The sequence below is a fragment of the Cellulomonas chengniuliangii genome (genome assembly GCF_024508335.1).
Lineage (GTDB): Bacteria > Actinomycetota > Actinomycetes > Actinomycetales > Cellulomonadaceae > Cellulomonas_A > Cellulomonas_A chengniuliangii.
In genome coordinates this window covers 1,297,914-1,324,227 of the sequence record NZ_CP101988.1, presented here as the reverse complement: position 1 = coordinate 1,324,227, position 26,314 = coordinate 1,297,914, and the positions used below count along the sequence as shown (strand labels likewise).

The 26,314-nt window shown below is 72.7% G+C and carries 21 protein-coding genes and 1 pseudogene; 8 read left to right on the top strand and 14 right to left on the bottom strand.

What is annotated here, in order from left to right:
* Positions 1 to 32 precede the first annotated feature (32 nt).
* The 4 genes from NP064_RS06105 to NP064_RS06090 all read right to left on the bottom strand — a co-directional run bounded on the left by NP064_RS06105 (position 33) and on the right by NP064_RS06090 (position 5,784).
* On the bottom strand, positions 33 to 1,883 hold the full coding sequence (locus NP064_RS06105) for a glycoside hydrolase family 13 protein (RefSeq protein WP_227568738.1): 1,851 nt from the start codon (positions 1,881 to 1,883) through the stop codon (positions 33 to 35).
* A 3-nt stretch (positions 1,884 to 1,886) separates the two neighbouring features.
* Positions 1,887 to 2,795 (bottom strand): sugar ABC transporter permease, encoded by a 909-nt coding sequence (locus tag NP064_RS06100; RefSeq protein ID WP_227568737.1) that lies wholly within the window; start codon positions 2,793 to 2,795, stop codon positions 1,887 to 1,889.
* A 1-nt stretch (position 2,796) separates the two neighbouring features.
* A complete protein-coding gene (locus NP064_RS06095) occupies positions 2,797 to 4,440 on the bottom strand; it encodes an ABC transporter permease subunit (RefSeq protein WP_227568736.1) in 1,644 nt (547 codons plus the stop codon).
* A 123-nt stretch (positions 4,441 to 4,563) separates the two neighbouring features.
* Positions 4,564 to 5,784, bottom strand: coding sequence for a sugar ABC transporter substrate-binding protein (locus NP064_RS06090; protein ID WP_227568735.1), 1,221 nt, complete (start codon positions 5,782 to 5,784; stop codon positions 4,564 to 4,566).
* 190 nt (positions 5,785 to 5,974) lie between these two features.
* Here NP064_RS06090 and NP064_RS06085 point away from each other — a divergent pair, with 190 nt between their 5' ends.
* The 3 genes from NP064_RS06085 (at position 5,975) to NP064_RS06075 (ending at position 9,983) form a co-directional block, all read left to right on the top strand.
* Positions 5,975 to 7,024 carry a LacI family DNA-binding transcriptional regulator gene (locus NP064_RS06085; protein ID WP_227568734.1) on the top strand — a complete coding sequence of 350 codons (1,050 nt, stop codon included), beginning with the start codon at positions 5,975 to 5,977 and terminating at the stop codon, positions 7,022 to 7,024.
* Positions 7,025 to 7,088: 64 nt separating this feature from the next.
* Complete coding sequence (locus NP064_RS06080; RefSeq protein WP_372456350.1) at positions 7,089 to 8,846, top strand: glycoside hydrolase family 13 protein; 1,758 nt, start codon at positions 7,089 to 7,091, stop codon at positions 8,844 to 8,846.
* A gap of 141 nt (positions 8,847 to 8,987) precedes the next feature.
* Entirely contained in the window at positions 8,988 to 9,983 is a 996-nt protein-coding gene (locus tag NP064_RS06075; protein WP_227568732.1) for a LacI family DNA-binding transcriptional regulator, read from the top strand.
* Between the two features lie 21 nt (positions 9,984 to 10,004).
* On the opposite strand, the gene dusB is transcribed toward NP064_RS06075, so the two are convergent.
* Complete coding sequence (gene dusB / locus NP064_RS06070) at positions 10,005 to 11,177, bottom strand: tRNA dihydrouridine synthase DusB (RefSeq protein WP_372456354.1); 1,173 nt, start codon at positions 11,175 to 11,177, stop codon at positions 10,005 to 10,007.
* A 189-nt stretch (positions 11,178 to 11,366) separates the two neighbouring features.
* On the opposite strand from dusB, the pseudogene NP064_RS06065 reads away from it, so the two are divergent.
* Positions 11,367 to 12,437 (top strand): annotated as a pseudogene (locus NP064_RS06065) (YibE/F family protein); the annotation flags it as partial.
* A gap of 18 nt (positions 12,438 to 12,455) precedes the next feature.
* Here NP064_RS06065 and NP064_RS06060 read toward each other — a convergent pair.
* From NP064_RS06060 to NP064_RS06050, 3 genes are all read right to left on the bottom strand, one after another.
* A complete protein-coding gene (locus NP064_RS06060) occupies positions 12,456 to 13,784 on the bottom strand; it encodes a YibE/F family protein (RefSeq protein WP_227568731.1) in 1,329 nt (442 codons plus the stop codon).
* Between the two features lie 5 nt (positions 13,785 to 13,789).
* The gene (locus NP064_RS06055) at positions 13,790 to 14,338 is read right to left on the bottom strand and encodes a DinB family protein (RefSeq protein ID WP_227568730.1); all 549 of its coding nucleotides are present in this window, start codon (positions 14,336 to 14,338) and stop codon (positions 13,790 to 13,792) included.
* Between the two features lie 73 nt (positions 14,339 to 14,411).
* On the bottom strand, positions 14,412 to 15,794 hold the full coding sequence (locus NP064_RS06050) for a glycine--tRNA ligase (protein WP_227568724.1): 1,383 nt from the start codon (positions 15,792 to 15,794) through the stop codon (positions 14,412 to 14,414).
* A 149-nt stretch (positions 15,795 to 15,943) separates the two neighbouring features.
* On the opposite strand from NP064_RS06050, the gene NP064_RS06045 reads away from it, so the two are divergent.
* The 4 genes from NP064_RS06045 to NP064_RS06030 are packed head-to-tail and all read left to right on the top strand — an operon-like array spanning position 15,944 to position 19,237.
* Entirely contained in the window at positions 15,944 to 16,912 is a 969-nt protein-coding gene (locus NP064_RS06045; protein ID WP_227568723.1) for a metal ABC transporter substrate-binding protein, read from the top strand.
* Complete coding sequence (locus tag NP064_RS06040; protein WP_227568722.1) at positions 16,909 to 17,715, top strand: metal ABC transporter ATP-binding protein; 807 nt, start codon at positions 16,909 to 16,911, stop codon at positions 17,713 to 17,715. The genes NP064_RS06045 and NP064_RS06040 overlap by 4 nt, the downstream gene beginning before the upstream one ends.
* Positions 17,712 to 18,632, top strand: coding sequence for a metal ABC transporter permease (locus tag NP064_RS06035; protein ID WP_227568721.1), 921 nt, complete (start codon positions 17,712 to 17,714; stop codon positions 18,630 to 18,632). Before NP064_RS06040 ends, NP064_RS06035 begins: the two co-directional genes overlap by 4 nt.
* A 44-nt stretch (positions 18,633 to 18,676) precedes the next feature.
* On the top strand, positions 18,677 to 19,237 hold the full coding sequence (locus NP064_RS06030; protein ID WP_284439689.1) for a DedA family protein: 561 nt from the start codon (positions 18,677 to 18,679) through the stop codon (positions 19,235 to 19,237).
* 4 nt (positions 19,238 to 19,241) lie between these two features.
* On the opposite strand, the gene NP064_RS06025 is transcribed toward NP064_RS06030, so the two are convergent.
* The 6 genes from NP064_RS06025 to NP064_RS06000 all read right to left on the bottom strand — a co-directional run bounded on the left by NP064_RS06025 (position 19,242) and on the right by NP064_RS06000 (position 26,309).
* Positions 19,242 to 19,598 carry a VOC family protein gene (locus tag NP064_RS06025; RefSeq protein ID WP_227568720.1) on the bottom strand — a complete coding sequence of 119 codons (357 nt, stop codon included), beginning with the start codon at positions 19,596 to 19,598 and terminating at the stop codon, positions 19,242 to 19,244.
* A 30-nt stretch (positions 19,599 to 19,628) separates the two neighbouring features.
* On the bottom strand, positions 19,629 to 20,402 hold the full coding sequence (locus NP064_RS06020; RefSeq protein WP_227568719.1) for an isoprenyl transferase: 774 nt from the start codon (positions 20,400 to 20,402) through the stop codon (positions 19,629 to 19,631).
* Positions 20,402 to 21,133 (bottom strand): DNA repair protein RecO, encoded by a 732-nt coding sequence (gene recO / locus NP064_RS06015; RefSeq protein WP_227568718.1) that lies wholly within the window; start codon positions 21,131 to 21,133, stop codon positions 20,402 to 20,404. The genes NP064_RS06020 and recO overlap by 1 nt, the downstream gene beginning before the upstream one ends.
* 7 nt (positions 21,134 to 21,140) lie before the next feature.
* Positions 21,141 to 22,775: a GGDEF domain-containing protein gene (locus tag NP064_RS06010; protein ID WP_227568717.1), complete on the bottom strand. Its 1,635-nt coding sequence runs from the start codon at positions 22,773 to 22,775 to the stop codon at positions 21,141 to 21,143.
* Positions 22,776 to 22,918: 143 nt separating this feature from the next.
* Complete coding sequence (gene leuA / locus NP064_RS06005; RefSeq protein ID WP_227568716.1) at positions 22,919 to 24,664, bottom strand: 2-isopropylmalate synthase; 1,746 nt, start codon at positions 24,662 to 24,664, stop codon at positions 22,919 to 22,921.
* 169 nt (positions 24,665 to 24,833) lie between these two features.
* Entirely contained in the window at positions 24,834 to 26,309 is a 1,476-nt protein-coding gene (locus NP064_RS06000; protein WP_227568715.1) for an outer membrane protein assembly factor BamB family protein, read from the bottom strand.
* Positions 26,310 to 26,314 lie beyond the last annotated feature (5 nt).

The window sequence follows — 26,314 nt, the reverse complement described above, 5'->3', positions numbered from 1 at the left end:
CTCCACAGGCGGCCCGCCGCAGCGCGCCGCCCTCATGCCAGGCGCCACACCTGGACGCCCGGCCCGTCCCCGGGCAGCTCGATGGCGTCGGGCCGCAACGACAGCGCCGCCCCGCCGTAGAGGTTCTGCGCCTCGCCGCCCGCGGGGACGAGATGCCGGGGCAGCGTGGCGCCACCCCACGGCGCCCGGGCCACCAGGACCAGGACCCGCTCGTCGGCCGTCTCCCGCAGGTACGCGACGGCGTCGGGCTCGACCACCGCCCACCGGATGCCGCCCTCACGCAGCGCGCGCGAGGACCGGCGCAGCGCGATGAGCGAGCGGTACACGTCGAAGGTCGCCGCGTCCCAGCGAGGTCCGCCGCCCGCGTCGATCGACGGCCACGGCATGGGCGCCCGCCCGTGCTCGCCATTGACCCCGGTGAGCCCGCCCTCGTCCCCGGCGAACATCACCGGGGTGCCCGGGTACGTGAACAGCAGGCCGGCCGCGACCTCGACCATCGCGCGCGAGCCCACCACGGTGCGCAGCCGGGGGGTGTCGTGGGAGCCGAGCATGTTCCACTGGTGCGTCGTGATGGACCACGGCACCGCGGCGTCGAACTCCCGCATGGTGGCGACCATCGACCCGCCGTCGCGGCGAGGGATCGACGTCGGCAGCCCGAGGAAGCCGAGCTCGTTGTCGGGGTCCACCAGCCACGTCCACACCGGGCGCGTGAACGCCGAGTAGTTCATGTTGGTGTGCCAGCCGCCGGCGCGCAGGTCCAGGCCGGCGTCGTGGAAGTGCTCGGAGACCAGCACGGCCTCCGGGTTCAGGTCCCGCATGGTCGCCCGGATGGCCCGCGCCACCTGGTGGGTGAAGTCGTCCGCGCCGTGGCGCCCGGTCATGTTGGCGACGTCGATCCGCCACCCGTCGAGGCTGACGGGCTCGCGCAGCCACCGGCCGATGATCGAGTCGGGCCCCTCGACCATGCGCTCGGCCAGCGCCGGGGCGTTGTAGTTGAGCTTGGGCAGCGAGTCGTGCCCCAGCCAGCCGACGTAGCCCGGCGCCTCGTCCTGCCAGTAGTAGAAGGACGCCTCCGCGCTCGCACGGTCGGCCTGCGCCCGCGCGAACCACTCGTGGCCGGCGCCCGTGTGGTTCGTGGTGAGGTCTCCCAGCAGGCGCATGCCCCGGGAGTGCAGGGCCCGGCTGAGCGAGACGAGGGCCTCGTCGCCGCCCAGGACGGGGTCGACGTGGTCGAACGTGCTCGCGTCGTACCGGTGGTTGGACCGCGCCGGGAAGACCGGCGTCAGGTACACCGTGTCGACCCCCAGCCGCTGCAGGTGGTCCAGCCGCTGCTCGATGCCGCGCAGGTCGCCCCCGTAGAGCTGCCGGGGCGTCGAGGGCCCGGAGCCGATGGACTCGTCGGCCCAGTCCGCGGGCTCCGCCCAGTCCGGGAGCTCCCCCGTCGGGCGGCCGGTGTGCCCGCTCGAGCGCGCGAACCGGTCCGGGAAGATCTGGTAGACGACCGCGTCGTCGAGCCAGGCCGCCGCGGGCTCGTGCGCCGAGAGCCGGAAGTCGTGCGTGTCGGCGACGTCCCGGCTGTGCACGCCGGCGCCGTTGAGCCAGCGGTACCCGCCGGGCTCGTCCAGCAGCGCGCGGTAGCTCGTCACCGGGTTGTGCATCGGGATGTCGGCGACGTACCAGCGCTCATGCTCGTCGGCGTGCTCGAGCCGGGCCGGCTCCATGCGCGGCTCCGCGTCCCGGACGGTGCGCACCCACACCGCGCGCTCCGACCCGGTGGCCGGCACGCGGAAGCGCACCGGCACCGTGTCGCCGAGCCGGGGGGCGCCGTGCGGGACGTACAGCTCCGACCCGTCGTGGTGCGGCTGGTCGAGGAGTCCTGCCACGGCTCAGCCCTTCACAGAGCCCGCGGTCAGGCCGCCGACGATGTACTTCTGCAAGAACAGGAACAGCGCGAGCACGGGGATCGCCGAGATCACCGCGCCTGCCGCGAACAGGCCCCAGTTGGCCTCGAGCAGGTCCGAGACCCAGTTGTACAGGCCGACCGCGAGTGTCCAGTTCGCCTCCGACTGCAGCACCGTGCGGGCGATGATGAACTCGCCGAAGGTGCTGATGAACGACAGCAGGCCGACGACCGCCAGGATGGGCGCGACCAGTCGCAGGATGATCGTCCAGTAGATCTGGGTGTGCGTGGCGCCGTCGATCTTGGCGGCCTCGTCGAGCTCGCGCGGGATCGTGTTGAAGAACCCGTACATGAGGAACGTGTTCACGCCGAGCGAGCCGCCCAGGTAGATGCAGATCAGCGCGATGCGGCTGTTGAGCCCCAGGCCGGGGATGACGTTGCCGAGCGCGATGAGCAGCAGGAAGATCGCGACGAAGGCCAGCATCTGCGGGAACATCTGGATGATCAGCAGGGTGGTCAGGCCCACCCGTCGGCCGGAGAACCGGAACCGCGAGAACGCGTAGGCCGCGGCGGCGCCCATGAGCACGGTGCCGATCGCCGTGATGCTCGCGATCACGACCGTGTTGCCCACCCACTCCCAGAACCGGGTCTGGCCGAGCTGGGTGTAGTTGGCGAGGCTGACCTGCGAGAACAGCGCGTTGGACCCGGTCAGGGTGCCCTTCTCGCTGAGCGAGGAGGAGATCACGTAGACGATCGGGAAGCCGGCGTAGACCACGGCGATCACACCGATGAGGTGGCGCCAGCCGAGCTCGCGCGCCCAGCGCCGGAAGCCCATGCGCTGCGAGAGCTCCGCGGTCGCCTCGGGGGCGCTGGTGGTGAGGATGTCGGTGGCCATGTCAGCTGATCTCCTCGAGCTTGCGGGTCCGACGGAACGCGATGGCGGAGACCACGCCGACGATGATGAAGATGATGATCGACAGCGCGCTGGCGAGGCCGAAGTTCTTCGAGGCCGTCCCGTCGATGCCGGAGACGGAGTAGACCATCGAGATCAGGATGTCGGTGTGCCCCAGTGGCACCGACGCGTCCGCGAAGCGCGGCCCGCCGCCGGTGAGCATGTAGATGAGCGTGAAGTTGTTGAAGTTGAACGCGAAGGACGAGATGAGCAGCGGCGCCGTCGAGACGAGCAGCAGCGGGAGCGTCACCGAGCGCAGCGTCCGCCACCGGCCCGCGCCGTCGATCTTCGCCGCCTCGAGCACGTCGCCCGGGAGCGACTGCAGGGCGCCGGTGCAAATGAGGAACATGTACGGGAAGCCGAGCCAGAGGTTGACCCCGAGCACCGCGACCTTGGCGAGCACCGGGTCGGTCAGCCAGCCGATCTGCGCTCCTCCGAGCAGCACCTGGTTGACGAACCCGTAGCTGCGGTTGAGCATCCCGGACCACAGCAGGGCCGCGAGGAAGCCGGGGATCGCGTACGGCAGGATCATCAGGGTCCGGTAGACCTTGCGCCCGCGGAGCCGCTCGTCGTTGAAGACGATGGCCAGGAAGAGGCCCAGCGCGAACGTGGTGGCGACCGACAGGATCGCGAAGGCGAACGTCCACAGCAGGATCTTGAAGAACGGCTGCGCGTAGCGGCTGTCGGAGAACGCGGTGGTGAAGTTCTCGAACCCGACGCCCACGCGCCAGCCCACGCCGAGCTTCGCGCCCGAGTCGGCCTCGAACTCGCCGCGGTCGTTGGGGGTGTACACCGTGCCGGTGGCGGCGTCGGTCATGGCGTCGGCGGTCTCGTCGTAGACGAGGGTCGAGGTGTAGGCGTACCCGGTGCGGGCGTCCTGGGTGCGGATCGAGCCGTCCTCGGGGTCGTCGGAGATCGGCACGCGCAGGTTCGTCACGTCGTTCTGGCGGGCCAGCACGGCCTGGCGGTCGAGCACCTGGTAGCCGGGGACCTCGGTGACCGTTCCGCCCTGGACGACCGCGTCGTCCACGGTCTCGAGGGGCTCCTCGGCGCTGCCGACGCGGACGTCGCCGTCCTCGGTGCGGATCGCGAAGGCGAGGTCGTCGCCGTCGGCGAGCACCGTCAGCGGGTACGAGGCCGAGCCCTCGACGCGCCGCTCGTTCTGGATGAGCAGGGCCTCGATGGCCTGCTCCTTGGTCGAGTTGTGCCCGTCGCCGTAGTTGGTGAACGCGACGTAGCCGGTGTACGCGACCACGTAGATCTGGAAGACCAGGAGGAACGCGAGCCCGGGGAGGATGTACTTGAGCGGCAGCGCCCGACGGGAGAAGTACACCCAGTTGGCCACGAGGACCAGCGCGGCCATCGCGGCGAAGATGCCCCAGGCCTCGGCGTTCCAGGCGGCGAAGAGGGCGTAGACGCCGAGGGCGTCGATGACGGCCATGAGCACGAGCTTGACGACGAAGCCACGGGAGAAGTCGCGCGCATGGGATCGGTCGGCGGTGCGTGGACGCCGCTTCGTGGGCGCGTCCCCGCCGTCGCGTGATCCGGCGGTGGCCGTGTCGACGACCGCAGGCTGGGGGGTGGACATCTGTGCCTCCGGGGCTCGAGTGCTCAGTGGGCGAGGAAGGGAGGGGCCGTCCTCGCAGGAGAGCCGGTGGCGCGCGGCACGCGCGCACCACCGGCTCGGTGCGGTCTCACGACCGCGGGGGGATCACTTGCCGATCGCGCCCTGGATGTCCGTGACCATCTTGTTCCAGGCGTCCGCGGGAGCGGCCGCGCCGGAGATGATGTTCGCCTCGGTCACGCCCCAGAAGGCCCAGACCGAGTTCATGGCCGGGATGGAGGGCATCGGGGCGGCGGTGGCGCCCACGGTCGAGAAGCCGGCCATGATCGGGTCGTCGGCGAACTTCTCGGCGGCGGAGAGGAACGCCGGCGGGCGGTTGCCCGCCTCGGCCAGCGCGACCTGCGCGTCGGTCGTCGCCATGTAGTTGGTGATGAAGTCGTTCGCGAGGAGGGCGTTGTCGCTCTGCGCGCTCACGTAGAAGCCCTGCACGCCGGCGAACATCTCGGCGGGCTGGCCGCCGGCCGACGGGATGGCGTCGATGGCCAGGTCCAGGCCCTCGAAGGACTCGATCATCCACGGGCCGCCGATGATGAAGGGCGACTCGCCGTTGGCGAAGGCCTCCACCGCGATGTCGTAGGTGATGTCGGTGCTCAGCACGCCAGCGGCGCCCTGGGCCTGGAGCCACGTCGCGTACGCCACGCCGGCCTCGCCGCCGAGGGTCAGCTCGTCGGTGTAGGAGCCGTCCTCGTTCTGCGCGAAGACCGGGGCGCCGAAAGAGGTCTGCAGCGGGTAGTACGTGTAGGGGTCGCCCTCGACACCGGTCTGGACGAGGATCGGGTACCGGGTGCCGGCGGCCTGGCCCGCGGCCACGGCCTCGTCCCACGTCGCGGGAGCGGACGCGGCGAGCGCGGTGTTGCGGATCAGCGCGATGTTCTCGACGGCGTACGGGACGCCGTAGACCTGGCCGTCCTGGGAGAAGGCCTCGATCGACGTGGAGACGAACTCGCTTGCCTTGTCGCCGAGCTCGACGGGCGCCACAACGCCGTTCTGCAGGAAGGCGCCCAGCCAGTCGTGCGCGCCGACCGTGACGTCCGGGCCCTCGCCCGTCGGCACCTGGGCGATGAAGTCCGCCTGGATGTCGCCGAAGTTCTTCAGGACCAGCTCGACGTCGGTGCCGGTCTCGGCCTCGAACGCCTTCGCAGCCTCGGCCACGGCGTCCTGGCGGGTCTCGTCGACCCAGACGGTCAGGGCGTCCGAGGAGGGCGTGGCCGTCGCGTCGGCCGCGGGCTCGTCGGTCGAGCCCGCGCACGCGGTGAGGGTCAGCGCGAGGCCGAGAGTCGCCGCGACTATAGGGATGCTCCGTCGCATCGTCATGTCTCCAAATCGAAGGGGAGATGCCAAGGCGGAGGGGTGTCCCACCGACGCTGGCTTGGTGTGGCGTGACGCTAACGCCTTTGCACGGCCCCTTGCAAACCGTTACGGTAACTTTCAGGCAACAGTTGCAAGGTCGGCTACGCGGGCACTCTCCGTGCGCTCATACCCCGGACGAGGAGGTCCCATGTCCCCTACGCTGCCTCACGTGCGCACCCGTCTGACCGACCTGGCCGATCACGCAGGCGTCAGCACGGCCACGGTCTCGCGCGTGCTCAACGGCAAGCACGGCGTCTCCGCGCAGACCCGGCAGGCGGTCCTGGCCGCCCTCGACCTCCTGGGCTACGAGCGCCCCGAGAAGCTGCGCACCCGGTCCGCGGGTCTCGTCGGGCTCGTGGTGCCCGAGCTGTCCAACCCGGTGTTCCCCGCCTTCGCCCAGGTCATCGAGACGATGCTGTCGCAGCGCGGCTACACGCCCCTGCTGTGCACCCAGTCCCCCGGCGGGACCACCGAGGACCAGTACGTCGAGATGCTCCTCGAGCACGAGGTCGCGGGCATCGTCTTCGTGTCCGGCCTGCACGCCGACACCTCCGCCAGCTCTGAGCGCTACCACCGGCTGCGCAGCCGGGGCGTGCCGATCGTCCTGGTCAACGGGCACTCCGCGGGCGTCGACGCCCCCTCGGTGTCGAACGACGACCTCGCGTCCATGGAGCTGGCCTTCCGGCACCTGACCTCGCTCGGCCACCGGCGCATCGGCCTCGCCATCGGGCCGGACCGGTTCGTCCCCGCCCAGCGCAAGGTCGAGGGGTTCGCCCAGAACCTCGAGAAGCACTTCGGTGAGACGGACCCCTCCGCGCACGTCGTCACCACGCTGTTCACAGTCGAGGGCGGGCAGGCGGCGGCCGGGGAGCTCATCGACGCCGGTCACACCGCGATCATCTGCGGCTCCGACCTGATGGCGCTGGGCGCCATCCGGGCAGCCCGCCAGCGCGGGCTCTCGGTGCCGGGCGACCTGTCGATCGTCGGCTACGACGACTCCCCGCTCATCGCGTACACCGACCCGCCCCTGACCACCGTGCGCCAGCCCGTGCAGGCCATGGGACACGCGGCGGTGAGCGCCCTGATGTCCGAGATCGCCGGCACGAACGCCTCTCGCACCGAGCTGCTCTTCTTCCCCGAGCTGATCGTGCGGTCATCCACGGGCGCAGCCCCGGTGACCGCCCCCACCACCCCCTGAACCGCCCCCTGCGCACGGCCGCCACCGGCGTGCGCCTGTTTCCGGGCATGGCCGCCCACCCCTCATGAATCGAGGCATTGACGTGACACTCGCCGACCCCCACGGCCGCACCACCACCACCACCACGCTCGTCCACGCGCCCAGCGACACCGCGGGCGAGTGGTGGCGGCACGCGGTGATCTACCAGGTCTACCCGCGCTCCTTCGCGGACGCGTCGGGCGACGGGATCGGCGACCTGCCGGGCGTCACCTCCCGGCTCGACCACCTCGCACGCCTCGGGGTCGACGCAATCTGGCTGTCCCCGTTCTACCGCTCGCCGCAGGCCGACGCCGGGTACGACGTGGCGGACTACCGCGCCATCGACCCGCTGTTCGGCACGCTGGCGGACTTCAACGAGCTGCTCGAGCGCGCCCACCAGCGCGGCATGCGGATCATCGTGGACCTGGTCCCCAACCACACTTCTGACGAGCACGAGTGGTTCCAGGCGGCGCTGGCCGCCGGTCCTGGCAGCCCGGAGCGCGAGCGCTACATGTTCCGCGAGGGCAAGGGCGAGCACGGCGAGCTGCCGCCCAACAACTGGGAGTCGATCTTCGGCGGCCCGGCGTGGACCCGCACCACCGACCCCTCCGGCGAGCCGGGCCAGTGGTACCTGCACATGTTCGACACCCGCCAGCCCGACCTGAACTGGGAGCACCCGGAGGTGCGGGCCGAGTTCGAGGACGTCCTGCGGTTCTGGCTCGACCGCGGCGTCGACGGCTTCCGCATCGACGTGGCGCACGGCATGGTCAAGGCCCCCGGCCTGCCCGACTGGCACGGCTCGGTCTCGATGATCGACGGCTCGCACGACGAGGCCGGCTCCACGGGCGCCGGCAACTCGGGGCCCATGTTCGACCAGGACGGCGTGCACGACATCTACCGGGCCTGGAACAAGGTGCTCGCCGAGTACGACGGCGACCGCGCCCTGGTCGCCGAGGCCTGGGTCGAGCCGCTGTCCCGCCTGGCGCGGTACGTCCGCCCGGACGAGATGCACCAGGCCTTCAACTTCTCGTTCCTCAGCACCACGTGGGACGCCGCCGCGCTGCGCACCGTCGTGACGGCGTCGCTCGCCGCGAACGACAACGTCGGGGCGCCCACCACCTGGGTGATGTCCAACCACGACACCGTCCGCCACGCGTCGCGCCTGGGTCTTCTCGAGCCCAACTCGCGCCCCAACGGCATCGGCCACGGCGACGAGCAGCCGGACGAGGAGCTCGGCCTGCGCCGCGCCCGCGCCGCGAGCCTGATGATGCTGGGCCTGCCGGGCTCCGCGTACATCTACCAGGGCGAGGAGCTCGGCCTGCCCGAGCACACCGCCCTCGACGACGACCTGCGCCAGGACCCGGCGTGGTGGCGCACCGGCCACACCGAGCGCGGCCGCGACGGCTGCCGCGTCCCGCTGCCCTGGAAGGCCGGCGAGCCCGGATTCGGCTTCTCCCCCACCGGCGCCACCTGGCTGCCGCAGCCGGACTCGTGGTCCGCGTACGCCCTCGACGCGCAGAAGGGCGTGCCGGGCTCGACGTACGAGATGTACCGGGAGGCGCTGCGCGTCCGCCGCGAGTTCCACCTCGGCTCCGGCTCGCTGGCCTGGGTGGACGGCGTGGGCGACGAGCAGGCGGCAGTGGTCTTCGCCAACCGGGACGTGCTGGTCGTGACGAACCTGGGCGACGAGCCCGTCGTCCTGCCCGAGGGCGCCACCGTGCTCCTCGCCAGCGGCGACCTGGTCACCGAGGACGGGCGCGTCAGCGTCCCGACCGACGTGGCCGTGTGGGCGCGTCTGTCCTGACCTCCCGCGACACGCCAGGAGCGTGAACGCCCCTGGCGGGGCTCGGATGCGTGCGAGAGTGCGACCGGCGCCGGATCGTCCCGATATGATCCGGGCGCCGGTCGCACTCGCGGCGCCAGCACCGAGCCACAGGAGGCCGACGTGGGATCGTGGCGACCCGCGACGATCAACCTGGTCGCGGCGCGCGCAGGGGTGTCCCGCGCCACGGTCTCTCGAGTGATGAACGGCAAGTCCTCGGTGGCCCCGGAGCTCGCCGCGCGCGTCCAGGCCGCGGCCGCCGCCCTGGAGTACCGGCCCAGCATCGTCGCGCGGGGCCTCGCGGGAGGACGCACCTCCACGGTGGCCCTCGTGGTGCCCGACCTCGCCAACCCCTTGTTCCAGGGGATCCTGCGCAGCCTCGGCCAAGCCGCCGGGCGCGCCTCCCACCGCCTGCTGGTCGCGGAGTCCAACGAGGACGCCGCCGCCGAGATCGAAGTCGCGCGCGAGGCGCGCCGACGCTGCGACGCGCTGGTGCTGTGCGCGCCGCGCATGCCCGCCGACGTCCTCGCCCAGCTCGCCCCCGAGCTGGAGCCGCTCGTGCTGCTCAACCGCGCCGTGCCCGAGGTCAGCTCCCCGCAGGTCACCGTCGACTACGCCGCCGGGATCCGCGACCTGGTCTCACACCTGGAAGGGCTGGGCCACCGACGGCTCGCCTACCTGTCCGGTCCCGCCACGAGCGCGTCCAACGCGCTCCGCGCGCACGCGCTCGACGAGCTCGTCCAGGCGGGCCGCCTCAAGCTCGACGTGCTCGGGTGCGGCCCCTCCTTCGCCGACGGCCACGCCGTCGCCGGGGCCGCGCGCGAGACCGGCGCCACCGCGGTCGTGGCCTACAACGACCTGGTCGCGCTGGGCGTGCTCTCCGGGCTGCACGCGCTCGGCGTGCGGGTCCCCGAGCAGATGTCCGTGGTCGGCTTCGACGACATCCCGTTCAGCGGCTACGCCACCCCGACGCTCACCACGGCCTCCGTCCCCACCGACGAGATCGGCGAGCACGCGTGGCTGCGGGTCCGCGCGCTGCTGGACGGCTCGCCCCCGCCCGAGGACCTGCGCCTGCGGCCACGGATCGTGGTGCGCGGCAGCACTGCGCCGGCGCCCTGAGGGCCCGGCGACCGCGGCCGGTCAGCCGCCCGAGATGCTCAGCTCGGCCTCGTGCAAGGCCCGGCGGAAGTCCTCCGACAGGTCACGCGAGTCGAGCCAGCCCTCCGGGAGGATCGGCCGCTTGGGCGACCCCGCCCGGCCGCGCTGGCCCTCGGCGGCCGCACCGGGGTACGGCTGGTCGAGGTCGAGCGCCGCCAGCCTGTCGTCCAGCTCCGCGAGGGTCGAGACCAGGCCGAGCGCGGCGCGCTGCTCGCCTCCCACCACGTACCCCTTGAAGTACCAGGCCATGTGCTTGCGCATCTCGCGCAGCGCCTTCTGCTCCTCGCCGAAGTGCTCGATCATCAGCTCCGCGTGACGGCGCACCACGGCCGCCACCTCCCCGAGCCCAGGCCGCACGCGCACGTCGGATCCCGCGAACGCCGCGGCCAGGTCGGCGAACAGCCACGGCCGCCCCTGGCACCCGCGCCCCACGACCACGCCGTCGCAGCCGGTCTGCTGGACCATCGCCAGGGCGTCCTCGGCGGACCAGATGTCACCATTTCCCAGCACCGGGATGTCCGTGACCGTCTCCTTGAGCCGGGCGATCGACTCCCAGTCGGCGGTGCCGGAGTAGTAGTCGGCGGCCGTCCGCGCGTGCAGGGCGACCGCCGCGGCGCCCACCTCCTGCGCGACCAGGCCCGCCTCCAGGTAGGTCAGGTGCGCCTCGTCGATGCCCTTGCGCATCTTCACGGTGACCGGCACGCCGTGCGGGCTGGCCGCGTCGACCGCCGCGCTGACGATCGAGCGGAACAGGTCCCGCTTCCACGGCAGCACCGCTCCCCCGCCGCGCCGGGTGACCTTGGGCACCGGGCAGCCGAAGTTCAGGTCGATGTGGTCCGCGCGGTCCTCCGACGCGATGAGCCGCACCGCGGCGCCCACAGTCCCGGGGTCCACCCCGTACACCTGCACCGAGCGGGGCTTCTCGTCCGGCTCGTGCGAGATGATCCGCATGGACTCCTCGCCGCGCTCGACCAGAGCCCGCGAGGTCACCATCTCCGCGACGTACAACCCCGCCCCGGACTCCCGGCACAGGCGCCGGAACGCGGCGTTCGTGACGCCGGCCATGGGCGCCAGCACCACGGGGGTGTCGATCGTCAGGGGCCCGATGCGCAGCGGCGGGAGCACGGGCGCCGGGATGGCGCCCACGGGGGGCACGGAGGTCTGGGTCAACGGCGGCACCCCTTGATTGTCCCCCACCGGCGCGTCCTGCCCACCGCGCGCCGTGCCGGCCCCGCGCAGCGGGTCCGGGACAATCTCCCGGTGCCCGCCCTTCGCCGTCCCCGCCGGACCACCCTGATCCTCGCCGCCGTCCTGGCGCCGATCGGCCTCGCCGCCCTGGTGGGCATGCTGCTGAGCTGGCCGGGCGAGCCGCGGGCGACGCACGGGACGGTCGTGGCCGTGGACGTGGAGCACCCGACGGCCCGCGTCGACTCCTCGGCCACCGCCCGCTGCGAGGGGACCGTGGAGGACATCCGCCCCGACGGGTCGGTGCCCGCCTCGGTGAGCTGCTTGACGGTCCGGGCGACTGTGACGAGCGGCTCCCAGGCCGGCGCCCAGATCGAGGTGTGGGCCACTGCCACGCTGACCCCGGACGACGTGCCCGCCGGGACGCGCATCGTCGTCCAGCGCTACCCGGGAGCGGACGGCGAGCCGGACGTGTGGGCCTGGCACGACTTCGAGCGCGGCCTGCCCCTCATGACGCTGGCCCTGGTCTTCGCCCTGGTGACGGTGCTGGTGGCGGGCATGCGAGGTCTGCGCGCGATCATCGGCCTGGCGATCGGATTCGCGGTGCTCGGCGCCTATGTGCTCCCCGCGCTGCTGGCCGGGTCGGACGCCCTGCTCATCGGATTGTGCGGCTCGGGCGTCATCATGTACGTGGTCCTGTACCTGGCCCACGGGTTCTCGGAGCGCACCTCCACGGCGCTGCTGGGCACCGTCATCGGGCTGCTGGTCACCGCGGGACTCGGGATGGCCGCCGCACGCTGGGCGCACCTCTCGGGCGTGGTCAGCGAGGACACCTACCAGCTCGCCGGGCTGCTCGGCGACCAGGGCGCGAGCGCCCTGCGTGGCGTGTTCCTGTGCGGGGTGGTGCTCGCCGGGCTCGGCGTGCTCAACGACGTGACGATCACCCAGGCCTCCGCCGTGTGGGAGCTCCGCGCGTCGATGCCGGGCGCCACCCGCCAGCAGCTGTTCCGGCGGGGAATGCGGATCGGCCGCGACCACATCGCGTCGACGGTCTACACCATCGCGTTCGCGTACGCGGGGGCGGCGCTGCCGGTGCTGCTGCTCGTGCAGGTCTACCAGTTCTCGCTCGGCCAGACCCTGACGAGCGGGTCTTTCGCCGAGGAGATCGTGCGCACGCTCGTGGGCTCGATCGGCCTGGTCCTCGCCATCCCGATCACGACCGCGGTGGCCGCGGTCGTGGTGAGCGCCTCACCCGTCGACGTCGCCGCGGACGGGGCCGATGTCACGGCTGAGGATGGGGTCGGGCTCCGTCTGCGCGGCCGCGGGGCGGGGCGCGTCCACGCCGGTCACGGTCACGGCGGGCACAGTCACTGACCGGCGCGCGCTGACGACCATGGCGGCCACGGCCGTGGTCAGCGGGATCGCCAGCACGAGGCCGATCGACCCCACGAGCGTGCGGACCACCTCCTCGGCGATCTCCCCGCTGGTCAACGACGCGAGCAGCGGACGGTCGGACATGCTCACCAGCAGGATCAGCGGCAGCGACGCGCCGAGGTACGCGAAGGCCACCGTGTAGACGGTCGAGGCGATGTGGTCGCGCCCGATCCGCATGCCGCGGCGGAACAGCTCGGCGCGCGACATCGTGGGCACGCCGGCGTGCAGCTCCCACACGGCCGACGCCTGGGTGATCGTCACGTCGTTGAGCACGCCCAGGCCCGCGAGCACGATGCCGCACAGCAGCACGTCGCGGAGCGTCACCAGGGGCGCGTAGTGCTGCAGGTCGAGCGAGTCCTGGCCGACCAGCCCGGTGAGCTGCGCGGCGCCCGTGGCCCAGGCGGCGAGTGCCGAGGTGGCGACCAGGCCGCCCAGTGTGCCGACCAGCGCGGTCGAAGTGCGCGCGGAGAACCCGTGCGCGAGGTAGAGCAGCACGAACATGAGCCCTGTGGCCGTCACGAGGGCCACCGGCACGGCGGGCCGGCCCTGGAGCAGGGCGGGGAGCATGAACGCGCCGATGCCGGCCAGCGAGACGCCGAGCCCCGCGATCGCGGCCACGCCCCGCCATCGCGCCACGGCCACCACCAAGACGGCGAAGACGGCGGCGAGCACCGCCATCGGGGGGCCTCGCACGAAGTCCACGAAGACGTGGGCGGTGCCCACGGCGCCGTCGGCGTCCGTCATGGGGAGCCGCATCACGACGAGCATGTCGCCGGGCTTGATCTCGGGCAGTTGCTCGGGCGGCACGAGAACGGCCGTCGGCTGCCCGTCGGGGCCACGCGCGCTGACCTGGTCCTCGGCTGCGACGGCCGGGTCCACGGCGAGCACCTCGACCCGGGCATAGCTGGACCCGGGGGCGAGGGTGGTCAGGGTCGGCGACTCGGCGTCAGGCCAGAGCAGCCACGCCCCGAGCAGCGTGAGGGCGAGCGCCGGGGCCAGCACGGCCGCGAGCACCGCCCGGACCCGGCCGTCCACGCGGACGCCCTCGCCGGCGCCGCCGTGGGCGTGCGCGTGGGCGTGCGCGAGGGGCCGGCCAGGGCTCTGGGCGCCGGGCACAGGGGTGGGGTGGGACGGAGTCGGCACGCTGTCTACTCGCCGACCTGCCCGTCGACGGACTCTCGGAGCAGGTCCGCGTGGCCGTTGTGGCGCGCGTACTCCTCGATCATGTGGACCAGGATCCAGCGCAGGCTCGGCGTCCTGCCGTCCTTCCAGGAGCGCCGCGCCAGCGTGTCGAGCCCGTCATCGGCGAGAGCCTGGGCGGTGAGCTCGCGGGAGCGGGCGACCTCGCCCTCCCACAGCGCCAGGAGCCGCTCGGGGGCGTCGTCGTCGGCGGTGCGCCACTCCCAGTCCGGGTCGGAGGCCCAGTCCACCGACCCCCACGGCTCGCCCCGGTCCAGCCCGTGCAGGGACCGCGAGAACCAGTCGTGCTCGACGAGCGCCAGGTGCTTGAGCAGCCCGCCCAGCGTCATCGACGAGGCGCCAGTCGTGGCGGTGAGCGCGTCCGCGTCGAGGCCCGAGCACTTCCACGCGAGGGTGGCGCGCTGGAAGTCCAGGAAGCCCAGCAGCGTCGCCACCTCGCCGTCGGCCACCGGCGGCTCGACGCGCCCCTGCTCGTCCACGTGATCGTGCGCTGCCATGCCGGCGAAACTACCCCAGGGGACGACGTGAGGGGCGCGCCGCAGATGCGGCGCGCCCCTCACATCCCGCGTGTCAGGCCCCGACGAGCCGGGTGGCGAGGTACGTCGTGACCTGGTCGAGCGCGACCCGCTCCTGCGTCATGTCGTCGCGGTGGCGGATCGTCACGGCCTGGTCGTCGAGCGTGTCGAAGTCGACCGTGATGCAGAACGGGGTGCCGATCTCGTCCTGACGGCGGTACCGGCGGCCGATGGCGCCCGCGTCGTCGAAGTCGACGTTCCAGTTGCGCCGCAGCTCGGCCGCGAGGTCGCGCGCCTTCGGCGAGAGGGACTCGTTGCGGCTGAGCGGCAGCACCGCGGCCTTGACGGGCGCGAGGCGCGGGTCGAGCTTGAGGACCGTCCGGGTGTCGACGCCGCCCTTGGTGTTGGGGGCCTCGTCCTCGGTGTAGGCCTCGACGAGGAACGCCATGAGCGAGCGGGTCAGGCCGGCCGCCGGCTCGATCACGTACGGGACCCAGCGCTCGTTCTTGGCCTGGTCGAAGTACGACAGGTCCTGGCCCGAGTGCTCGGTGTGGGTCTTCAGGTCGAAGTCGGTGCGGTTGGCGATGCCCTCGAGCTCGCCCCACTCGCTGCCCTGGAAGCCGAACCGGTACTCGATGTCGACCGTGCGCTTGGAGTAGTGCGAGAGCTTCTCCTGCGGGTGCTCGTAGTGCCGCAGGTTCTCGCGCTGCAGGCCCAGGTCGACGTACCAGTCGGTGCGGGCGTCGATCCAGTACTGGTGCCACTGCTCGTCGGTGCCGGGCTCGACGAAGAACTCCATCTCCATCTGCTCGAACTCGCGCGTGCGGAAGATGAAGTTGCCGGGGGTGATCTCGTTGCGGAACGACTTGCCGATCTGGCCGATGCCGAACGGCGGCTTCTTGCGGCTGGTCGTCACCACGTTGGCGAAGTTCACGAAGATGCCCTGCGCCGTCTCGGGGCGCAGGTAGTGCAGCCCGGACTCGTCCTCGACAGGGCCGAGGTACGTCTTGAGCATCATGTTGAAGTCGCGCGGCTCGGTCCACTGGCCGCGGGTGCCGCAGTTCGGGCACGCGATGTCGGCGAGGCCGTTCTCGGGGGCGCGGCCCTTCTTCTCCTCGAACTCCTCGAGCAGGTGGTCCTCGCGGAACCGCTTGTGGCAGCTCAGGCACTCGACGAGCGGGTCGGTGAACACCCCGACGTGGCCCGAGGCGACCCAGACCTTGCGCGGCAGGATCACCGACGAGTCCAGCCCGACAATGTCGTCGCGGCCGGTGACCATCGTGCGCCACCACTGCTTCTTGATGTTCTCCTTGAGCTCGACGCCCAATGGCCCGTAGTCCCAGGCGGAGCGGGTCCCGCCGTAGATCTCTCCGGACGGGAAGACGAAGCCCCGGCGCTTGGCCAGGGAGGTGACGGCGTCAAGACGGGACGGGGCCACAGCTCACACTCACTTTGGTTCGCGTGCCCCCGCCTGGCTGGTGGAGGCTCCGGGACGAGGTTACCGGGGCGCGGTGGGGGTGGTCGCCTCCGCGGCTGCAGGTCCGGGCCAGATTGACAATGATTCTCACACTAATGAGAATGATCGTCATGCTCTCCCGACGCGGCCTGTTGGCCCCCACCTGCGGCCTCACGCTCGCCGCCCTCGCCCTCACCGGATGCGCCGGGCCGGAGGGCTCGGACGGCCGGCTCTCCGTCTCCGCGTCGTTCTACCCGCTGCAGTTCGTCGCCCAGGAGGTCGGCGGCGACCGTGTCGACGTGTCCTCGCTGACCCCGCCCGGCGCCGAGCCGCACGATCTCGAGCTGTCCCCCAGCCAGGTGAGCTCGCTGCGCTCGGCCGACCTGGTGGTCTACCTCTCCGGATTCCAGCCCTCCGTGGACGAGGCTGTCGAGTCCGCTGGCCCCGCGCACGTCGTCGACGCCGCGGACGCCACCACGCTGGTCCCGTTCTCCGAGGAGAACGTCGAGGAGGTCGACGAGCACGGCCACGAGGCGCACGCCGGCGAGGACGAGCACGACCACGCGCACGACGGCCACGACCACGGCGACCTCGACCCGCACTTCTGGCTCGACCCGACGCTGCTCGCGCCGGTGGCCCAGGCCGTGGCGGCCCAGCTCAGCGAGCTCGACCCCGACGGCGCCGCCGAGTTCGAGGCGAACGCGGCCGCGCTGGCCTCGCGCCTCGGGGAGCTCGACACCGCCTTCGAGGAGGGCCTCGCCGCCTGCGAGCGCCGCGTCTTCGTGACCACGCACACCGCCTTCGGATACCTCGCGGACCGATACGGCCTCGAGGAGGTCGGGATCTCCGGCGTCGACCCCGAGGCCGAGCCCTCCCCGGCCCGACTGGTGGAGATCCACGACGTGGTCGAACGTGAGGGAGTGACCACGATCTTCTTCGAGGCGCTCGTCAGCCCCAAGGTGGCCCAGACGCTCGCCACCGACCTCGGCATCGAGTCGGCAGTGCTCGACCCCCTGGAAGGCGTCAGCGGCTCGCAGACCTACTTCTCGGTGGCCGAGGACAACCTCCAGGCCCTGCAGACGGCGCTGGGCTGCTCATGAGCACCGCCCCGGCCGAGCCCGCCCGCGCCGACACCCCGGTCATCCAGGTCGAGGGACTCGGGGTCGCCCTCGGCGGCCAGCAGATCCTCAGCGGGATCGACGTGGCCGTCGGCCCCGGGGAGGTCGTCGCCCTGCTGGGCGCCAACGGCTCCGGCAAGTCGACGCTGGTGCGTGCCCTGCTCGGCATCGTGCCCGTCGACTCGGGGACGGTGCGCCTCTTCGGCCAGCCGCTCGGCGCCGGCGTCCCGTGGAAGCGGGTCGGCTACGTGCCGCAGCGACTGCCCGCGGCCACGGGCGTCCCCGCCAACGCGATCGAGGTCGTCACCTCCGGGCTGCTCACGGGTCGGCGGCTGCGGCCCCCACGGGACGCCCGGGCCCGGGCGCAAGCCGCCCTCGAGCAGGTCGGAATGGCCGACAAGGCCCGCCGCCCCGTGCACGAGCTCTCCGGCGGGCAGCAGCAGCGCGTGCTGATCGCGCGCGCACTGGTGCGCTCCCCCGACCTCCTCGTCCTGGACGAGCCCACGTCCGGCATCGACATCCCCACCCAGCAGACCTTCGTCGACACCGTCCAGCGGCTACACGCGGACGGCGCGACGGTGCTGGTGATCCTCCACGAGCTCGGGCCCTTCGCGCCCTTGATCCAGCGCGCGCTGGTCCTGCGGCACGGCAGGCTCGTGCACGACGGCGCGCCGCCCCACGCCCGCGACGAGCACGCCGAGCCCGGGCACGACCACACCCACCCCCACGCGGACCCCGAGACGCCCGGCGCCGGTCCCACGATCACCATCGAGGTCACCCCATGACCTGGCTCGACCAGATCATCACCATGCTCGAGTGGCCGCTGATGCAGCGGGCGCTCCTCGCCGCGCTGCTCGTCGGCGCCGCCGCTCCCGTGGTGGGGACGTTCTTGGTGCAGCGACGCCTCGCCCTGATGGGCGACGGCATCGGCCACGTGGCGCTCACCGGCGTCGCTCTCGGGTGGCTCGTGGGGAACTGGGCGAACCTCGCCCAGGACGACACGCTGGCGGTGCCCGGCGCTGTGGTGGCGGCCGTCGTGGGCTCGGTGGTCATCGAACTCGTGCGGGAGCGCGGCCGCACGAGCGGCGACCTGGCGCTGGCCATCATGTTCTACGGCGGCATCGCGGGCGGCGTGCTGCTGATCAAGGTCGCCGGGGGCACCAACGCGAACCTCATGGCCTACCTGTTCGGCTCCATCTCGACCGTCTCGGGCGGCGACCTGTGGTGGACGGCAGGGCTGGCGCTCATCGTGCTGGCCGCGGGGGTCGGGCTGCGCACCGCACTGTTCTCGGTCAGCTACGACGAGGAGTTCGCACGGGGCTCCGGGCTGCCCGTCCGGTTCCTCAACATGCTCATCGCCACGGTCGCCGCGCTGACGGTCACCATCGCGATGCGCGTCGTCGGGCTCCTGCTCGTCAGCGCCCTGATGATCGTCCCGGTGGCCATCGCGCAGGTCTTCGCCCGCTCGTTCGGCCGCACCATGGCCCTGGCCAGCGCGATCGGGGTGGCGGTGAGCGTGGTCGGGCTGTCCGTCACGTACTGGCAGGACTACCCGCCCGGCGCGACGATCGTCGTGCTCGCGATCGTCGTGTACGCCGTCGCCGCGACCCTGCGCCCGCTGATCCACCGGCCCGCCCAGCGCGAGGACCCGCACCCAGAGGTCGAGGACGACGTGGTCCTGGCGTCCACGGCAAGAGACTGAGGGCCCAGGCCGCCGCACAGGCGCGGCTCGTAGACTCGACGCCCGTGACCGACGTAGCCGAGGCGTACGGCCTGGGCGGGCGACCGTTCTGGGTCGTCATCATGGTGCTCACCGTGATCGTGTTCGCCCGCTCGCACCTGACGTACTGGGCGGGCCGGGCCGCGTCCGAGGGCGCCGGCCGCCTGGCCGCGACAGGCCGGGGCCCGCGCTGGTGGGCCGTCGCCCATGCCCGCACCGCCGACTGGGGCTCGACGGTGTCCGCGCAGCGCGCCTCGCGCGCCGTGCACCGCTGGGGCCCGCTCGCCGTGACCCTGGCCTACCTGACCGTCGGCGCGCAGACCGCCGTCTTCATCGCCGCCGGGATGGCCCGCATGCCCTACGGCCGATTCACGATCGCCTCGCTGCCGGGGTGCGTCGCCTGGGCCTTCATCTGGGGGACGGTCGGGCTCGGCGCCGTGTGGGCCGCGGCGGCGCTCGCCGCGGAGTCCCCGTGGGGCCTCGCCGCGGCGGGCCTCCTGCTCGCGGCCGGCGCGTTCTGGTGGTCCCGACGCCGCGCGGCGCGCCGCGACGGCGCGGTGCCGGCCGGGCAGCGCACCGGCGGCTGACCGCTCAGGAGTGCGGGCCCGAGACGCAGAACTGGTTGCCCTCGGGATCCGCGAGCACCGTCCACGCGAAGCCGTCCTCGCGGTGGTCGGCGACGAATGTCGCGCCGTCCCCGGTCAGGCGGGCGACCTCTGCCGCCCGGTCGGGCGCCGAGAGGTCGACGTGCACGCGGTTCTTCCCGCGGGTCGGCGACGCCACCTGCTGGAACCCGAGGTTCGGTCCTCCGGGCGTCCCAGGGCTGACGACGACGAAGGGGGCGTCGGGCTCCCCCTGGACCACCCCTCCGGTCTGGGCCGCCCACCACCGGGCGAGCATCGGGGCGTCCAGCGCGTCGAACGTGACCATCTCCACCGTGAGCGTCATGTCCAGCACACTAGCGGCGCCCGCCGACGCCTACGCGACGGGCTGGTCGACCGCTCCCCCGTAACGACGGTCGCGCCGTGCGTACGTCTCGACCGCCCGCCACAGGTGTCGGCGGTCGACCTCGGGCCACGGCTCGTCCAGGAACACCAGCTCGGCGTACGCGGACTGCCAGAGCATGAAGTTGGAGGTGCGCTGCTCCCCCGACGTGCGCAGGAACAGGTCGACATCGGGCAGGTCGGGCTCGTCGAGGTGCCGCGCGATGGTCTTCTCGCTGATCTTCGACGGGTCCAGGCGGCCCGCCGCGACCTCACGGGCGATGGCCTGCACCGCGTCGGTGATCTCCGCGCGGCCGCCGTAGTTCACGCACATCGTCAGGGTGCACGTGTCGTTGCCGCGCGTGAGCTGCTCGGCCGTCTCCAGCTCCTTGATCACCGAGCGCCACAGCCGCGGCCGGCGCCCGGCCCAGCGCACCCGCACGCCCCAGTCGTTCATGGTGTCCCGCTGGCGGCGCAGCACGTCCCGGTTGAACCCCATCAGGAAGCGGACCTCGTCTGGCGAGCGCTTCCAGTTCTCGGTGGAGAACGCGTACGCGGAGACGTGCTTGACGCCGATCTCGATGGCCCCCGCCACGACGTCGAGCAGCGAGGCCTCGCCGGCCGCGTGGCCTGCGGTGCGCGGCAGGCCACGGGCGTTGGCCCACCGGCCGTTGCCGTCCATGACGATCGCGACGTGCTGCGGCACCAGCTCCGCGGGGATGGCAGGGGGACGTGCGCCGCTGGGGTGCGGCGGCGGTGCGATCGGCATCAGACCCTCTCGACCATGGGCAACGAGCGCAGCTGGCGCTCGAGGTGGAACTGGCAGTATGCCGCGACCAGGCCGTCGGCCTCGCGTCGGTGCCGCTCGGCGCTGGCCTCCGCCACGTCCCACTGCCCCGCGAGCAGCGCGGCGAGCAGCGTGAACGTCTCGTTCGCGGGCGAGGTGGCGCCCGGCGGCCGGCAGGCCTGGCACACGGCGCCACCCTGCGCGATGGCGAACGAGGTGTGGGGCCCCGGGCGGCCGCATCGAGCGCAATCGGCGAAGCTCGGCGCCCACCCGGCGATCGCCAGGGCGCGCAGCAGGTAGGAGTCGAGGACCAGGCCGGGGGCGTGCTCACGGGTCGAGAGCGAGCGGACCGCTCCCACCAGCAGCCAGTACTGCTGCACGGAGGGCTCGTGCTCGTCCTCGACCAGCCGCTCCGCGGTCTCGAGCATCACCGTCCCCGCGGTGTAGAGCGCGTAGTCCTCACAGATCGGCCGCCCGTAGGGCCCGATGGTCTCGACCTGCGTGACCAGGTCGAGAGACCGGCCGGTGTTGAGCTGCACGTCGATGTGCATGAACGGCTCGAGCCGGGAGCCGAACCGCGAGGACGTGCGGCGCACGCCCTTGCCCACGGCACGGACCTTGCCGTGGGCGCGGGTCAGAAGGGTCACGATGCGATCGGCCTCACCCAGCTTGAGGGTGCGCAGCACGATGGCCTCGTCGCGGTAGAGGCTCACCCGGACATTATCCGCCGACGACGACCACCTGGTCACGTCCGCCACGCTTCGCCTCCCGCACAGCCTGGCTCAGGCCGTCGAAGAGCGCCTCCGCGGTCTCCACCCGGGCCACGCCGACCGAGAGCGTCACCGACAGCCCAGGCGCGAGGGCGTCCCAGTCCGCAGCTCGCGCCCCGGCCAGGATCCGACGAGCCAGCCGCTCGAGGGCGAGCGCCGTCATCACTGTGCCCGGCGCCGGCAGGATCACGAACTCGTCGCCGCCGAACCTCGCGACCAGGTCCTCGTCGCGGGCGTGCTGGCCCAGCAGCTCGGCGATGCGCACCAGCACCGCGTCCCCCACCAGGTACGAGTGCTGGTCGTTGACCCACTTGAAGTCGTCCACGTCGATGAAGACGCCGGCGACCGGGCCCTCGGCGCCGGACACGAACTCCTGGATCGCCCGGCGGTTGCCAACGCCCGTCAGCTCGTCACGCGAGCTCAGCGCGGTGGCGCGGGCGCTCTCCTCCACGAGCTCCTGGATCCGGACCTTGCTGAGCAGCGCCTCGAAGCGCTGCTCCCGGTCGATCCAGGTGCGGCGCGCGACCCGTCGGAACATGGCGATGGCCTGCGTGGCCGCCGGATGGTCCCCGAACCGGGCCCGGGCCGCCTGCAGCAGCACCGCGTCCACGGCGGTCTGCCACACGTCCCGATCGCGGGTCAGCGTCTCCGGACGGACCTCCGCGACAACGGCCTCCGCCTCCGCGTGCCTGCCCACGACGGTCAGCGCGAGCCCGCGCGCGCAGGTGGCCGCCAGCCACTCCGGCCGCCCCCGGTAGGCCTCCAGGGCTGGGCCGACCCGCTCGGCCAGGGCCAGCGCGCCCTCGGGGTCGCCGAGGCCCACCATCGCGACGATCTCCGCGGAGTCGGCCGCCAACCCGTTCTCGCCCGGGGCGCCGTGCGACATCCGACGGAGCAGCAGCACCCGCGAGGCCAGCTCGGCGAAAGTGGCTGTCGCCTCCCGGTCGTGCCCCAGGATCAGCAGGCGGGCGCCCCATTCGCACAGGTTGCGCATGGACTGCGCGACGACGTTGACGTCGAAGCCGGGCGGCACCAGCCGGTGCAGCCGCCGGGTCAGCGCGTGGCTCTGCTCGTAGAGCTCGGCCGTGCGCAGGCCGTTGGCCAGCACGGCGACGGCAGAGGCCTGGTTGTACCGCCGGCCGTCCGGCTCCCCGACCAGGCTCCACACGCGGGCGAGCAGGTCCACCACCTCGATGACTGCGCCGGCCCGGATCCTCGCCAGGGCCCGGACAGCGAGGGCCTTGGCCTCCCAGAACGGGGCCTCGTCGTGCTCGGTGCGCGCCAGCAGCTCGTCCGCGCACACGACGGCGGCGTCGACCTGCCCGGTCTCGATCAGGCACCGGCCCCGGGTGTACAGCAAGAACCGGACGGTCGCCTCGTCGCCGGCCCGCTCGGCGACCGCGATCCCATGCGCGCAGAGCGTCAGGGCGGCCAGCCGGTCGCCGTGCTGGTACTGCCAGAACGCCCGATCGGCGATGAGGTCGAACACGCCGAACTCGGACGTCGCCACCATCTCGCCGCCGATGGTCCACCCCGCCTCACGCATCGCCCCCCGTGCACTGCTGCACTCGTCCGGGGTGCCCATCGGCCATCGGCCACGACTGTGCAGCGCCTGCGCCGAACGTCACTCGAATGAGTGGGCGGCTGCTCCATGCGGCGCCACCGGGCACGGCAGAGGCCGCCGGTCGCGTGGGGCGTCCGGCGGCCTCCGTCGACGAGGAGCCGTGGTCAGCGCTGCGCGCGGTTCACCGCGGAGATGATCGCCTTGAGGGAGGCGGTCGTGGTGGACGGGTCGATGCCGACGCCCCACAGCGTCTGGTCGCCGACCGCGCACTCGACGTAGGCGGCGGCGGTCGCGTCCCCGCCGGACGAGAGGGCGTGCTCGGCGTAGTCCAGCACCATCACCGAGATCCCCAGGCCGCCGAGCGCGTTCAGGAAGGCGTCGAGCGGGCCGTTGCCGGATCCCTCGATCGTGCGCGGCTGCCCCCGGTCGACGACGTCCGCGGAGAGCGTGACCGAGCCCTCGTCGGACGTGGTCATGCTCATGCCGCGCAGGCGCAGCCGGCCCCAGGGCGCCAGCGGGCCGCCCGGCTCCACCGGCAGGTACTCGTCGTTGAAGATGCGCCACAGGTCGTCGGCCGTGACCTCGGCGCCGTGCGCGTCGGTGTGCGACTGCACCACGTGCGAGAACTCGATCTGCAGCCGGCGCGGCAGGTCCAGGTCCCGCTCCGACTTCATCAGGTACGAGATGCCGCCCTTGCCGGACTGGGAGTTCACCCGGATGATCGCGTCGTACGAGCGGCCCACGTCCTTGGGGTCGATCGGCAGGTAGGGCACCGCCCACACCAGCTCGTCGACCTCGCGCCCCGACGCCGCGGCCTCGTCCGCCATGGCGTCCAGGCCCTTCTTGATCGCGTCCTGGTGCGAGCCGGAGAACGCCGTGAACACCAGGTCCCCGCCGTACGGGTGCCGCTCGTTGACCGGCAGCTGATTGCAGTGCTCGACGGTGCGGCGCACGTGGTCCAGGTCGGAGAAGTCGATCTCCGGGTCGATGCCCTGGCTGAACAGGTTCATGCCGAGGGTCACCAGGCACACGTTGCCGGTGCGCTCGCCGTTGCCGAACAGGCAGCCCTCGATGCGGTCCGCGCCGGCCAGGTAGCCCAGCTCGGCGGCGGCGACGCCCGTGCCGCGGTCGTTGTGCGGGTGCAGCGAGAGGATGACGTTCTCGCGGTAGCGCAGGTTCCGGCCCATCCACTCGATCGAGTCGGCGTACACGTTCGGCGTGGCCATCTCGACGGTGGCGGGCAGGTTGATGATGACCTTGCGCTCCGGCGCGGGCTCGAGCACGTCGAGCACCGCGTTGCTGATCCGGGCGGCGAACTCGAGCTCGGTCCCCGTGTAGGACTCCGGGGAGTACTCGTAGAACACCTCGGTGCCGGGCACCGTCTGCTCGTACTTCTTGCACAGCTGGGCGCCGGACACGGCGATGTCGATGATGCCGTCCTCGTCCGAGCGGAAGACGACCTCGCGCTGCAGTGTGGACGTGGAGTTGTACAGGTGGACGATCGCCTGCCTCGCGCCCGCGATCGCCTCGTAGGTGCGCTCGATGAGGTGCTCCCGGCACTGCGTCAGCACCTGGATGACGACGTCGTCGGGGATCCGGCCCTCGTCGATCAGCATCCGCACGAAGTCGAAGTCGGTCTGCGAGGCCGAGGGGAACCCGACCTCGATCTCCTTGAAGCCCATCTGGACGAGCAGCTCGAACATCTGCAGCTTGCGGGCCGGGCTCATGGGCTCGATCAGCGCCTGGTTGCCGTCACGCAGGTCGACCGCGCACCAGCGCGGGGCCTTCGTGATGCGCCGGGTGGGCCAGGTGCGATCCGGCAGGTCGACGGTGATCTGCTCGTGGAACGGCCGGTACTTGTGGATCGGCATGCCGGACGGGCGCTGAGGGGTGCGGTCGTGATAGCTCATCGTGATCCTTCGCTGGTCGGTGGGAAGCAGCCGGCACACCGAACACCGCGGCGAGGATGCGGCCTACAAGGCCTCGCCGCGGCGACGAAGGAGGAGCAGCTCGAGCTTCAGCACGTCGCCACTGTACTCCGCGCTCCCCGGGAGGGCCCACCTGCGGCGCGCCATGGCGTCAGCCGAGCGCGACGAGCTCGTGAGCGGTCCGGGCCAGGAGGGCGCCGCCCTCCACGACCAGGGACGACGTGCCCGCCGGCAACGGCCGGGACCAGTACTCCACGCCGTCCTCGACCCCGCGGGCGGTCAGGACGGGCGCGCCGTCCGCGCCCGGCTCGGCAGTGAGGACCAGCGCGCCATCGGACACCAGGGCGAACGCGCCGGCCCGGGTCGCGACGTCCCACGCGACCTCCCCGGTGTGGGCGTCGACGCTCATCTGGCGCCCCGGCGCCGCGAGGACGAGGTGGCCGGCGACCACCAGCGCGACCTCGAGGTCGGTGTCGAGGGTCCACAGCGGTGTTCCCGTGTACGCGCCGGCCGCGCTGAGCTCGCGGCCGGTGTCCAGGACCACCACGTCGTCCGCGGTGCCGTCGTCGACGGCTGGCCGCACCGGCAGGGCGGGCAGGTCCCGCAGCTTGCGCCCCGACGCGCCGTGCAGGGCGCCGCCGCGAGAGGCCGACCAGGTGCCGAACCGCTCACTGTCCGATCGCGTCAGCACGAACGAGAGGTACCGCGCCCAGAAGAGCTCGGCGCCGTCGTCGAGGTCGAGCACCGCGGTGCCGTAGCCGCCGAGCAGCAGATGCTCGCCGGTGGCCTCGGCGCTCGCGACGTCCACGTAGCCGTCCGAGCCCACCGCCTGGCGCGCCTCGTACGACCAGCGGGTGGCGCCGGTGAGCGCGTCGTGCCTGGCGGCGTGGACGATGCCGTCCGGGTCCTCGGTCACCAGCACCACGTCGTCGCCCCGGCGCGCCACGCTGACGACGGCGTCGCCGACCGCCCACTCGCCGGCCACCGTCCCGTCCGCGGAGTCGAGCGCCACGATGCGCGCGGCCCCTGGCGCCGCGGCCAGGGCGTCGGCGTACACCGGCGCCGGGGCGCGCACCAGGCACACCAGGAGCTCGCCCACGTCGGCGCCGCCCGGGCAGACCACGGCGCCAGCCTCGACCGCGACCGACGCGACGCGGGTGAGCCGCGTCGACCAGCGCTCGTCACCCGTGCGGGCGTCCACCGCCGTCACACGCCACACCCCCTGGCGGTCGCCCACCACGGCCACTCCGCCGCCAGCCGCGACCACCTGGTCGCCGGGGCCTGCCGGAACCCGCCACAGCTCGCTCGGGGCGCCGTCGAGCGGCCGCACCATGCCGGGGACGGCCGCGACGCGATCGGCGCGCGCCCTCTCGCGCTGGGCGGAGACTGCCGAGCCGGCGGCCACGACGAGGACCAGCGGCAGAGCGATCGGCCACCATCGCCGGACGGCGCGGGCGACGCCGCGGCGCGCAGCCCCCGGCGGCGCCTCCGAGCCCGGGGGCGGCTCCTCGGCCGAGGGCCGTGCCGTCTGCCCGCCCTTGCGCCCGCCCACCGTCGTCGGGCTCGTGGGGAGGTCCTCCTCGACGAGCTCGACCGCCTCCATGCGGTGGGACGGCGTCGGCGCCATGGCGC